The 13,275-nt window shown below is 40.6% G+C and carries 9 protein-coding genes and 1 tRNA gene; 3 read left to right on the top strand and 7 right to left on the bottom strand.

The window, feature by feature from the left end; all coding sequences use genetic code 11:
- The first annotated feature begins 199 nt into the window (after positions 1-199).
- Complete coding sequence (locus DD657_RS09245; protein ID WP_068688571.1) at positions 200-1,573, top strand: bifunctional cytidylyltransferase/SDR family oxidoreductase; 1,374 nt, start codon at positions 200-202, stop codon at positions 1,571-1,573.
- Complete coding sequence (locus DD657_RS09240; RefSeq protein ID WP_287049648.1) at positions 1,570-2,742, top strand: CDP-glycerol glycerophosphotransferase family protein; 1,173 nt, start codon at positions 1,570-1,572, stop codon at positions 2,740-2,742. Before DD657_RS09245 ends, DD657_RS09240 begins: the two co-directional genes overlap by 4 nt.
- A 310-nt stretch (positions 2,743-3,052) precedes the next feature.
- Here the strand turns inward: DD657_RS09240 and DD657_RS09235 are convergent, their stop codons facing one another.
- The 3 genes from DD657_RS09235 to DD657_RS09225 all read right to left on the bottom strand — a co-directional run bounded on the left by DD657_RS09235 (position 3,053) and on the right by DD657_RS09225 (position 5,923).
- Complete coding sequence (locus DD657_RS09235) at positions 3,053-3,847, bottom strand: thymidylate synthase (RefSeq protein WP_068688568.1); 795 nt, start codon at positions 3,845-3,847, stop codon at positions 3,053-3,055.
- Between the two features lie 164 nt (positions 3,848-4,011).
- Positions 4,012-4,641 carry an O-methyltransferase gene (locus tag DD657_RS09230; RefSeq protein WP_021987582.1) on the bottom strand — a complete coding sequence of 210 codons (630 nt, stop codon included), beginning with the start codon at positions 4,639-4,641 and terminating at the stop codon, positions 4,012-4,014.
- 64 nt (positions 4,642-4,705) lie between these two features.
- A complete protein-coding gene (locus DD657_RS09225) occupies positions 4,706-5,923 on the bottom strand; it encodes a M16 family metallopeptidase (protein WP_068688566.1) in 1,218 nt (405 codons plus the stop codon).
- A 359-nt stretch (positions 5,924-6,282) separates the two neighbouring features.
- On the opposite strand from DD657_RS09225, the gene DD657_RS09220 reads away from it, so the two are divergent.
- Positions 6,283-8,154, top strand: a complete 1,872-nt coding sequence (locus DD657_RS09220; protein ID WP_287049647.1) for a sulfatase-like hydrolase/transferase — start codon at positions 6,283-6,285, stop codon at positions 8,152-8,154.
- Between the two features lie 64 nt (positions 8,155-8,218).
- On the opposite strand, the gene tig is transcribed toward DD657_RS09220, so the two are convergent.
- The 4 genes from tig to DD657_RS09200 form a co-directional block, all read right to left on the bottom strand.
- The gene (tig, locus tag DD657_RS09215; protein WP_287049646.1) at positions 8,219-9,571 is read right to left on the bottom strand and encodes a trigger factor; all 1,353 of its coding nucleotides are present in this window, start codon (positions 9,569-9,571) and stop codon (positions 8,219-8,221) included.
- A gap of 117 nt (positions 9,572-9,688) precedes the next feature.
- Positions 9,689-9,770: transfer RNA gene (locus DD657_RS09210), tRNA-Leu, on the bottom strand.
- Between the two features lie 84 nt (positions 9,771-9,854).
- On the bottom strand, positions 9,855-10,586 hold the full coding sequence (gene lptB, locus DD657_RS09205) for an LPS export ABC transporter ATP-binding protein (protein ID WP_021987586.1): 732 nt from the start codon (positions 10,584-10,586) through the stop codon (positions 9,855-9,857).
- Positions 10,587-10,746: 160 nt separating this feature from the next.
- The gene (locus tag DD657_RS09200; RefSeq protein ID WP_068688562.1) at positions 10,747-13,233 is read right to left on the bottom strand and encodes a DUF5686 and carboxypeptidase-like regulatory domain-containing protein; all 2,487 of its coding nucleotides are present in this window, start codon (positions 13,231-13,233) and stop codon (positions 10,747-10,749) included.
- Positions 13,234-13,275 lie beyond the last annotated feature (42 nt).

The raw sequence follows: 13,275 nt of genomic DNA, 5'->3' as shown, positions 1-13,275 counted from the left end.
AAACGACCGTTTTCCTTGACATCAAATCGATCAATATAAGCAAGTATACCGTAAAATATACGCATTGCCAGGTAACTTCCGATGTGTATATTTTGTATTATATAAATATATAGTAAATGAAAAAAATGTCCTTATCGTTGGATTTTCAGCAAGAAGCAATGAAAAATAACCTGGACATATAAAAAAAGAAAAATTCTTTATGAAAAATATAGCTGTAGTTTTAGCCGGAGGCTCCGGTAGTCGTATGGGAGAAGATTACCCCAAACAATTACTGAAAATCGCAGGGAAAAAAGTCATAGAGCACACTCTGGATGTTTTTGAAAAACATCCGCTTATTCATGAAATTTTCGTAGTATCGCATACGAACTATATTCATGATATAGAAGATATCGTTACGTCTAATAACTACCGGAAACTGACAAAAATCCTGTCCGGAGGAAAAGAGCGTTATGAATCCAGCTGGGCAGCGATTCAGGCATGTGAAGAAAAAGAATGCAACATTATTCTTCATGATTCGGTGCGTCCTTTGATAAACGAACGCATTATTACCGACTGTATCGAAGCTTTAAAAACGTATAATGCGGTAGATGTCGCAATTCCCACAACGGATACAATTATTCAGGTCAGTGAAGATAATAAAATCAAAAACATCCCCCAACGCTCCACTTTGCGAAACGGGCAAACCCCACAGGCATTTAAACTTTCTGTCATCAAAGAAGCCTATCAGAAAGCCATGCAAGATCCGCAACTACAAACAACAGACGATTGCGGCATTATCCTGAAATATTTGCCCGATGAACCCATATATGTCGTCAACGGAGAAGTTTTCAACCTGAAATTAACATACAAAAGCGATTTGTTTTTATTGGACAAACTATTTCAATTAAAATCGATCCATAATCTTCAACACCGTATCAATAATGAAGAAAAAAAACAATTAGCCGGAAAAGTAATCGTTTTATTCGGCGGTAGCTATGGAATCGGAAAATCCATCGCTGACATTTGTTCCGAGGCCGGGGCCCGGGTATTTTCATTCAGCCGGAGTAGCAATAAAATCGATGTTTCCAATCACGAAAATGTAGCAAAAGCATTAAAACAGGTACATGAAGAAACAAACCGAATCGATTATATCGTAAATACCGCCGGTATCTTAATGAAACAGCCTTTAGAAGGTATGTCCTATGAAAATATCTGGCAAATAGTAAATGTAAATGTGCTGGGAGCAATAAATGTCGCAAAAGAAGCTTTTAAATATCTTAAACAAAGTCAGGGTATGCTACTTTTATATACGTCCAGTTCCTACACCAGAGGACGTTCCTTATACAGTATTTACTCCGCATCGAAATCCGCAGTTGTCAATCTTATGCAAGCATTGAGTGAAGAATGGTATAAACATCACATCTCTGTCAACTGCATTAATCCGGAGCGAACAAAAACACCCATGCGCATCCGGAATTTTGGAAACGAACCTGAAGAAACGCTGCTGACAGCTGAAGATGTCGCCAATGTATCCATTAACACCCTGCTCTCAAATATGACGGGTGAAGTTATTGATGTAAAACTCAGTAAATGAAAAAATATTTTAAAATCATATCCAATAGCATTGCATATACCCTAAGGGGAATTTCGTATTTAATACCACGCAATAAAGATAAATGGGTAGTAGGCAATTCCAGAGGTTTCAACAACAATACCAAATACTTTTTCATTCACGCTAAAACCGTTTTGGGAAAAAACAAATGTTATTGGATCAGTAAAAACAAATCCTCCCGCAAAATTGTACGGACATTCGGATTTAAAGCATATCATCCCTGGAGTATTACAGGGATATATCATTTACTTACCGCCGGAGTTTATATATACGATTCCCGGGTGTCTGCTTTAAATTACTGGGTTTCGGGAGGAGCTAAATTTGTAAATTTATGGCATGGAGTCGGTATTAAAAATATCGAGTTTGCAGGACAGGTAAAACCATTTCCGGCAGAAACCTGTATGAATAAATTTTTAAAACCAGTCATTTACTTAAAACCGGATTTATTTTTATCGACGTCTCCATTAATGACCCGGCATTTTTGTAAATGTTTCAGAATATCCCCCCAACAATGTATTGAAAGCAGTTACCCCCGCAACGAAATCTTACAGTGGGAAGAAAGCAGACTACTCGAATTTATACAAAAGTATGAACCGAAAGAAACAATGGCGATCATCCGGCGTCTAAAAAAGGCAACACAATCTTTTATATATATGCCGACATTCCGGGATGAAAATAAAAATTTCCTCGAACAAAGTGGGATCGATCTCAAAAAGTTAAATGATACCTTAAAAGCACAAAACAAACTTTTCATTTTAAAACTTCATCCTTTTACCCGTATCAATATGGATCTCTGTGCTTTCGATCATATACTTACGGTAAATAATAAAACGGATATCTATCCCATTTTACCCTTCACAGATGTTTTAATTACCGATTATAGCTCCATCTATTTCGATTATCTGCTCATGAAAAATAAATCCATCCTTCTATTTCCTTTCGATTACCAAAAGTATATCGAAGAAGACCGGGATTTAGCTTTCGATTTCGTCACTTATATGCCTGGGCAACACGTATACAATTTCAATGCATTAATTGAGACCATAAAATCCGGAAAGATACAGGCCTCCGACAAAAACGAATGGATCAGAAATCAATTTTGGTACAGTCCCCACCCCCAAAATTTGTACGATGCTATTTCAAGATTGTAGTATTATGCATGTAAGAGATACGTCCTGAGCGACACACTTCTCTCCCCTTTCATCGTAAAAAACAAAAGAGAATATTCTATTTGTTTAAAAAATATTCAGTCAATCGGACAGTATTTTATTACCGTCTTTACTGCGGCAAAACACCGATAAGATTGAATCACCCATTTTGCTTTTCACCCACAACGGGAATTCCTGAATCCGGAAAGCTACCCCATACACACAGGGACATTAGACATGCACTCGAAATATGTAAAAAACAGGGATAATTATATCAAGTCAATACAATGAAAAAATCCTTCTGTATAAAATTTCACACTGCAACCTCTCCCTTTATATGAGGGTGAGGATTGTAGCCGGTCAATTCAAAATCCTCGTATTTAAAACCGAAAATGTCTTTTACATCCGGATTGATATGCATTCGGGGCAATTCCCGCGGTGCACGGGTCAATTGTAATTTCACCTGCTCGATATGATTCAGGTAAATATGCACGTCTCCGAAAGTGTGAATGAATTCCCCGGGTTGTAGACCACATACCTGGGCCACCATCATCGTCAGCAAAGCATAAGAAGCAATATTGAAGGGTACTCCCAGAAAAGAATCCGCACTGCGCTGATACAACTGACAGGACAATTTACCGTTCAAGACATAAAACTGGAACAAGGCATGACAAGGAGCCAATGCCATTTTATCGATCTCTCCGGCATTCCAGGCGCTGACGATCAGCCGCCGGGAATCGGGAGACGTTTTAATATCCTGAATCAACTGAGTGATCTGATCCAGATGCGAACCGTCCGGCCGGGGCCACGAACGCCATTGATAACCGTAAATATGACCGAGATCCCCATCTTCATCCGCCCATTCATCCCATATTTTAACGCCGTGCTCATGTAAATACTTTACATTCGTATCCCCCTGCAAAAACCATAAAAGTTCATAAATAATAGACTTCAGATGCAATTTCTTGGTTGTCAATAAAGGAAATCCTTCTTGCAGATTAAAACGCATCTGATGTCCGAATATACTTATTGTGCCGGTACCTGTCCGGTCGGTTTTGCGTTCGCCTTCTGTTAGAATCCGATCTAATAAATCCAGATATTGCTTCATGATCATCAAAAATTAATACAACAAAAGTACATATTAAATTATAGATTTACGATTTTAGATTAAATACATCTGATAACGAATCAGTTTACCAGACCATCTAAACTGCTCCGCAAAGATACAGTCCATTGAAAATCCCGATTCTGGATCGTAAATCAGAAATCCGTTTATTTTTTACGAATTAACATCAAGCCATGACGTACAGGCAATATCAGTTTTTCAACACGCTCATCGCCGGCAACCAAATCATTAAATGCCATAATCCCCCGGGTTTGGGCATCTTTATCCGTCAATACTTTCCCTTCCCACAAAACATCATCGGCTACAATAATTCCTCCCGGTTTCAGCTTATCGAAAATTAAACGGTAATACTCCGGATACTGCCGCTTGTCGGCATCGATAAATACCAAATCAAACGTCTCCGCCAAATCCGGGATAAGCTCACAAGCATCTCCCAACAAAAAACGGATTCGTTCCTCCAAACCGCTCTTCCTGATATATTCCCGCGCAATATCTTCAATTTCATCATTGATATCAATCGTATAAACGATCCCGTCTTCCTCAAGTCCTTCTGCTAAAGAAATTGCCGCATAACCGGTATATGTACCGATTTCCAAAACCCGCCTCGCTCCGATCATCCGGCAAAACATTTTCAGCAATTGCCCCTGCATATTCCCCGAAAGCATCCGCGGCCGCATGACATTCAGATGGGTTGCCCTCCGCAATGCAGCCAGGACCTCAGATTCCTGCTCCGAATGAGCCGTAATATATTCCTCCAGTTCCAAACTCCACTCCATAATTTACTCCTGATTCATACTATTAACAGACTTCCGAAAGGTTTTACAGATTTATTCTAAAAATCTACTTGTATATCAATACCGATTGTTTTTCTATAGCAAAAATCTCCGCTGCCACTTCCTGTAAAGTAGACACATCGACTTCCTCCACCTTCGTACAGATTTCCTCGATACTATCAACCCGGTCGTATACCAGAAAACTCTTCCCGATAGAAAGCATCGTATTTTCATAATTTTCAGCCGACAAAGTCAACTGTCCTATCGTCTGAATCTTAATTTTACGCAACTGCCCATGTCCTAAAGCATGAGTATACAAATGCTCCATCTCCCGCTCACACAATTTCCGGCATTTCTCCAGATCATCCGCATCGCAACCGAAATATACAGTAAACAACCCCGTATCCGAATAAGGCGTATAGGCAGCTTCTACATTATAAGCCAATCCGTGTTTTTCCCGGATATTCAGATTCAAGCGCGAATTCATGCCGCTTCCCCCCAACAAATCCACCAGCATGGATAAGGCTAAACGCTTATCATCCCGGTAATCATACGCAATATTACCGATTATGCAGTGATTTTGAAAAGTTCCTTTATCGATTTCCCGGAACTGAGGTACATACAACATAGGTTTCACCCGGCAAACCGAACTATCATCTCCGGAAATACCTCCGAAGTATTTTTCCACCCAACGTACCAATTTCGAAAAATCAATATTCCCGACCGAGCTAATCACCATACGTTGCGGTCTGTAATTCCGCCGGACAAAATCCAATATCTGTTCCCGGCGCAAATTCCGTACATTCTCCTCACTTCCCAGGATATTCCGTCCGATCAGTTCCCCTTTATACACCAGCTCCTCGAAATCATCGAATATCAACTCTCCGGGAGAATCCTTATAAGAGTTAATCTCATCGATAACCACCTCCTTCTCTTTCTCAATCTCCTTCTCCGGAAACACCGAATCAAAAATAATGTCCGCAAACAATTCCAAAGCCCGCTCATAGTCCTTCGGCAAAAAAGAGGCATAGATACAAGTGTCTTCTTTCGTCGTATAAGCATTCAATTCCCCGCCTACATCCTCCATACGGCTAAGGATATGATAAGCTTTCCGCTTCTCTGTTCCTTTAAAAATCACATGTTCGATAAAATGCGCAATCCCAGCCTCATCTTCCCGTTCGTCCCGACTCCCCGCATTAATAATCAATCCGCAATAAGCAGCCTTCCCGTCTACCTGCTGATGAATAATTTTCAGCCCGTTACTCAATATATACGTTTGGTACATCACCTTGAATTCACCTCATTTTCAATTCGCCCACAAAAGTAGGCAAAATATAGAAGATTCAGAAACAAATAAACGGTTTTACCCACGTCTTCCGGAAAAGATATATACAAAACAGAAAATACTAAAAAAACAGGTCGTTTATAAAAATACCTGTAAAAATCGGTCGTTTTTTATGGCTTGATATCAGATAAAAAAAACGACTCCTGTTTCATTTTAGCACCTACCAACTACACACTGTAAATGAAACACATAACAATGATTTTACAAAATTAGTCATTTATTTATTATTCAATATTTATTTCCATAAAAAACGACCGTTTTTTTAATTTATAAAATAATATGTAATTTACAGTTAGTCCATGAAACATATCCTTTCGCCGGAAAAAGAAATCTATTTAAAAAAGGGGTTCTTATTTTTCATATCCACTACCGTTATCCTGTTTACTCAATTCTTTGCATACCTGTACAACAGCTACTTAACAACATCCATCGATTGGATCGGCTGGCTGTATTATACCTTATCGGCCAGCGGTCACGCTTTTCTGTTTACACTCATTCCTTTTTTTACCTTGTACCTTCCTTCAGTCCTATTCACCCGTTTTTATAAAACAGCCCTGACCATCTTATTTTCTTTCTATCTTTTATTGAATCTGTTAGCCTACCTCAACGGAATCATTTTCCGGCTTTACAAATTTCACATCAACGGATTCGTAACCGATATGGTCTTCGGGGCAAATGCCGGGCAAATATTTGTATTCAATCCGGCTTTGGTATACAAAAGCATTGGTGTCGTTCTGGCATTTTTTATCATCGGCTTGATCCTGCTTTGGATAAGTAAAACATATTACAGAAAAATCCATCTGAAAAACGCAATTTTCATCTGTATCTTTTTTATTTCAGGCATTGTCACATCCCACATCGGTCATGCCTATGCCGCTGTTGCCGGTAAAAGTTCCATAGAAAATGCTGCGCTCAGCTTACCTCAATTTTATCCGTTGACAGCCAACCGTTTACTATTAAAACTGGGAGTTGTCAAAAAAGAAGATTTATACACCGACAACTCCGAGAAAAACAAACATAACGTTGTAAACTACCCTTTACACTCCCTGGAAACAGACGATCATATCTCCCGGAAAAACATCATATTTTTGTTGGTCGATTCGTGGAATCCCCGGACTCTTACTCCGGAAACCTGTCCCAATATGTACCGATTTTCCCGGAAATCAGAAAATTACCTCCGGCATTTAAGTTCCAGTAACGGTACGCGGGGTGGAATTTTCGGCTGGTTTTTTGGCATATCTCCCATTTACTGGAAATATTTTGAAATTGCCGGCATTCAACCGGTCTTCATTGAGCGTCTATTGCAACTCGATTACGATATCCGTATACTTGCCAGTGCCAGTCTTGTCAACCCGCCCTTCTACCGGGTAGTATTCGGAAATGTGAAAAACCTCCGGACAGAAACTCCCGGCTCAACACCTTTTGAACGGGACAACCGGATTACAAAAGATTTCCTTGCCTATCTGGATCAACGCGAACAGGATACGATCGCACACTCTCCTTTCTTCGCTTTTCTATTTTACGATTTACCACACGCCATAGATCTCCCTCAAGGTTATCCCCGCCGGTTCCAGCCGGCCTGGGAATACGCGGATTATATGCAACTCGGTAACGAAACAGATCCCACCCCTTTTTTCAATTTATATCGCAATTGTACTTGGCATACCGACTCTTTGATAGGATGTATACTACAAAAACTCGAAACCCGGGGATTACTTGAAAACTCCATCGTCATCATAAGCGGTGACCATAGTCAGGAATTCAATGAAAATAAGAAGAATTTCTGGGGACACAACGGTAATTTTTCCGATGCCCAAATTCATGTGCCTCTCCTGTACTATTATCCGGGAGTCACACCGGGTCAAATCACCCATCAAACCACTCATTACGATATCATCCCGACCTTGATGCATACCTGGCTGGGTGTAAACAATCCCTATTCCGACTACAGTATGGGACAACTACTCTCCGACAGCCTACGGCCACCGTTTCACATCACCGGCTCGTTTGACAACCATGCCGTCATCACAGACAGTGTCATCTACGAAAAAAAGACAGCCGGAAGGTTAATCATCACCGACCGGCAACTGAATAAGTACGAAGGCCGTTCCGATGCCCGTGTCTTACAAGAAGCCATACGATTTAAAAACCGTTTCCTGAAAGACAAATAACCGAAAAAGAATATCCCGGAAATCCATAGATTTCCGGGATACACATTCTACCGTATTATTTTCCTTACTTCTGGAATAATTTCTCAAAATCAGCCATAGCAATTTCCTGCTCTTCCAACTTCACATTCTCTCTGATTGCAGCAAATATTTTATTATCCACAGCTCTTTCATACAAATGCTGACGCTGTTTGGAATCTTCAAGCAATTTTACGGCAAATCCGTCCAACTGCTCGTCACTCAAACCATACAAACCATATTGCTGTAATTGAGCAGCAGCAACTTCACGGGCAACAGACTTCATATCCACTTCTTCCACTTTCAACCCGTATTCTTTACCCAAAGCTGTCTTAATGACCTGCCACTTGAATTCGTCACGATATCCCTCGAAATCTTTCTCTACATCCTCAGCCTTCATATCCTTATTGACAGCCACAATCCATCTTTTCAGGAAAGCATCCGGCAATACCACATCTTCGTTCTTTTTCAGGATCTTCTCACGGGCATCAATTGTAAAGCGATATTCCGAATGTCCTTTCAATTGTTTCTCAATATCTTCCTTCACTTTCGTACGGAATTCTTCAACACTCTTCACGTTGTCTTTTCCATAAACCCGGTCAAAAAGTTCCTGATTTACTTCAGCATCCGTATAACGTTTGATTTCATTCACAATAAAACAGAAATCCGGATTCACCTGTTCAGCTTCTTCTTTCGTCACACCGAGCATAGAAGCAAAATCTGCCTTATTCGGGAAAGATTTCACTGCATTGAATTTTACTTCCTGACCTACTTTCGCCCCTTTGAATGCATTGACAGACTCTTCATCCTTAATGTGCATTACCGACAACGAAGCATCTTCATTTTTCACTCCTCCCTCTTTTACACTACCGTCGGCATTCAGTTCGATCAATTCTCCCTTTATATATTCCGTACCTTCGATTTCATCGACCGGTTTCAACTCACCGTTGCCTTTACACATACTTTCAATCTGCTTGTCGATCATCTCATCATCGACTTTTATCAGATAATAAGGTACTTTTTCCCGCTTGCTCAATTTTACATTTACTTCCGGAGAAAGGGCAATATCATATATGAATTCGAATTTGTCATCTTCCAAATTCAATTCTTTCTGCTCCGTTTCATTCGGCAGCGGTTCCCCCAGAATCTGAAGATCATTTTCTTTGATATAATTTGTAAGAGCTTCTCCGAGTACTTTATTGATTTCTTCTACCAGAATCGCTTTCCCATACATCTTCTTAACAATTCCCATCGGTGTTTTTCCCTTCCGGAAACCGTCAATCACAACCTTTCTCTGATAATCTTTCAATACATTCTCTACGCGCTCGGCATAATCTTCTTTACCTAACTCAATCTTAATCATTGCATTAAGATTGTCATTCTGGGTCTTTGTTATATTCATGCTATCGTTTTTGTTACAACAGTCGCAACAGTTACAACAGTTACAACAGTTTTAATTATACATATTATTAAATCCTCATATCTAAAAAAGCCACCTCTTAAGGCGGCTTTCATTCTGTACGGGCGAAGGGACTCGAACCCCCACGTCTTTCGACACTAGATCCTAAGTCTAGTGCGTCTACCAATTTCGCCACGCCCGCTCATTATTTTTTCGGCGTTGCAAAAATAATCTATTTTTTCAAACTGTCAAAATCTTTACCGATTTAGACACAGAAAATACTAAATTACTTTTTCTTACGCAATTCAAAATTCTTGCCCAGGTATACACGTCTCACCTCCGGATCTGCCGCCAGATGCTCCGCAGTACCCGATTCCAATATCCTCCCGTCATACAACAGATAGGCCCGGTCGGTAATCGACAGTGTTTCCTGTACATTGTGGTCCGTTATCAATATGCCGATATTTTTCTCCTTCAATTTCTGAACAATACTCTGAATGTCTTCCACAGCTATCGGGTCAACCCCGGCAAACGGCTCATCCAGTAATATAAATTTAGGACGAATCGACAAAGCCCGGGCAATCTCCGTACGCCGCCGTTCTCCTCCGGACAACTGAATACCGAGACTCTTCCGTATATGCTGCAATCCGAACTCATCCAACATCTCTTCCAAACGCTCCCGCTGTTCTTCTTTGGGCATCTTGGTCATCTGCAACACAGCCTTGATATTATCCTCCACACTTAACCTCCGGAATACCGAAGCCTCCTGTGCCAAATAACCGACTCCCAATTGTGCCCGTCTGTATACCGGTTCTTTTGTGATCTCCCGGTCATCCAAAAAAATACGTCCGCCATTCGGAGTAATTAATCCCACTATCATGTAGAATGAAGTCGTCTTACCTGCTCCGTTAGGTCCCAGTAAGCCCACAATCTCCCCTTGTTCTACCTGAACAGAAACCCCCTTCACAACCGTACGACTCTTATATTTTTTAACAAGATCTTCTGCCCTTAATATCATATTGCCCTATATTATATTTAGGTAATAACCAAATACAGACCCAGCTCCTATTTTAGCCGGAATCTCCCTGAAAACCAAAACAACAAGCAGTCAACAGGCTGCAAAGATAGACAATTATTATCTGAAATTAAAATTCAATCCGGCTTAAACCGTTAGCGGCTTAAAAATTGAGATTTATACTGAAATTTATAGCAAAATTCTGTACATTTTGTCCGGGTACACTATGCCGGTGGCTCAACCGCCAGATCGCATCCACCCGGAGAATCCGGCATATATTTTCAATACCGATACCAGCTTCAAAATAAGGTTTAGATACCGACGACATACCTTCCGGAAAGAGCAATATCGCTTTCGTATCAGCCAAACTTCCGTTATTACGGTCTTCCAGGGTTCCGATCAGCGCCTTGAAAATAAACACTTCCCGCCATTTCAAACGCTTCATCAACGGAATCTTGCCTAAAAAGAAACCTTTAAAATGATGTTCATATATCAACGATACCCATAAATCTGATGCAAATTCATAGTAATTCATACATGAAAAAGCATAGGTATCGTAAAAATAAGTTGCATTTCCTTCATGTAATTTCAACAACGGATAAGGCACCTTACCGAAAACCTTACCACCGTTAATTATAAATTTCGATGTTCCGATAGGAGGAATACCTAAATCATACAATACCGTTCCTACTACCCGATAGTATTCATAATCATTCTTAAACATCCCTTTTACCCCCATCGATAAATCAATTCCCACAATCGGATAATCCGATCCCAGCGAAAACTTATCGAATGTTTTCCGTACCACGATCTCATCACGGGACAAACGGGTTTTCAACTGCAAGGAAAACGTCTGTATTGAATTCACCACTTGTCCGTCCGGTCGCACAAAAGGCACATAAGGAGATGAAAAAATGGTCCGCATTTGAGCGGCAAAAGTATTACTGATTCCTTGTCTCCATTCGTGTTCGTAAGAAATATCACCCTGATTTACCAAACTGAGACGATCGTTATTGCCCCGCGAAAAAACAGAACTCAGTATGTTTCCTTCCGTAAAAGCATTGACACCGGCTCCCAACTGTACGGCATCGTGCTTATAGGCCAGCTTCAACTTCGATGTCGGCAATTCATTGACCATATACTCTATTCCTCCGCCACCTTTAAAATGATTATCCTTCGTACCGTACGCCCCATATCCGCTCAACCGGATTTTCCTGCTAAAATCCGTCGTGGTACGCAACCCAAGCTGAAATCGAGCCCCCTCCAACTTATTAAAACTAAACATTTTATAATAAGGTCCGATACCTACATATTTGGTATCGTAATACCCTCCGAGCACAGTCGACAGCAATGTATAAATATTATGGTACAAAGGCACATTCTTTATTGAATCCACCATTCCATATATCTGCTTCTCCTTGTCGCTCAATGCAAAAGGACGTATTGAATCCCAATAACTTTCGTCATTTTTCAAAACATCCCTGGATATCACGACATTGTTATCCAACTTTAAAACCTCTGCCGGAATAGGTTCATTCAGGCGCACATGCGTATAATCAACCTGACGGTGTCCTAAAAAAGAAACGACCTTGGCTGAATCGGACATAACGATCGAAAAATCCGCAAAAATCTTATCCTGTTTCGGAAACCACACAGAATCATTTATCAAACGGCTTTTTGTCTCAATCACCAGATGCCTGATCCAGTTCACATTCAACCCCTTCATCATCTTCACATTAGCCGACTGTAAAGCCCAGGAAGCCGAATCGATATTAACCTCACCGTCCAGGACAGGCGTAGACATCCCCTTCGGATGAAACCGGATCTTATAAGTCTTGCGTCCGTTCACCTGCATACTGTCTACCAGAAAATACTTATAATACAGTAAGCCGTGATCGGACAGCGGACTGGCAAACTTTACGTCGAAAACATCTATATAATTGTCGTATAAATTGACATTACCGTGTAAATGTCCGGTAAACTGAGCCAATGTATAATCCTCTTCAATTCCCGAAATCCGGCTTGCCTTTACGATTTCACGGGAAAAAGAAGGATTTTTGCGATGATAATAATCCGCCGTCGCTTCCGAAATCATTACCGGCAAAAAAGATTTACCGGTAATGACCGAGGTATCCATATGTTCAAATATAAAACCGAAATTCTTCTGGAGTTTTTTATTCTTAAACCACGGGTTTATGTTGGTAAGGTCCAGCTCCATCTTAGTATAGGTTGTACAATTGTACAAAGCTATTTCGTCCGGATTATTCCTTTTCTTATTGTCCGAAACATTCCGTAAAATAGCATGTGCCGGATTTTCTCCCGGACGCACCTTTACCTCTTCCAGGTCAAAAGTAATCGGTACCAACTGAAAATCAACAGCATTAAAGGCCGTCGGAATAATCTTTACCGTCTGGGGTTCATATCCCACAAACGACACCTGGAGTTCGGACACCGGTTCCCGGGTCTCGATTACATAAAGCCCGTCAAAATCCGAAGTGACTCCTATCGTCGTACCTTTAAAAACAACGTTCACCAAAGGCAGCACTTCCCCCGTCTTTGCATCTGTAATCTTTCCCCTGACACGGGTACTCTGACCCGCAACAATGCCGGCAAGCAATAACAATATCCCCAAAAGTACGGTCCTTTTCATTGAAATCTAAATTAAAGTTGCCTCGCAACTCCCGAAAATATT

The sequence above is a fragment of the Culturomica sp. genome (assembly GCF_003524185.1).
GTDB lineage: Bacteria > Bacteroidota > Bacteroidia > Bacteroidales > Marinifilaceae > Culturomica > Culturomica massiliensis.
This window is presented reverse-complemented; position numbering and strand designations above follow the sequence as displayed.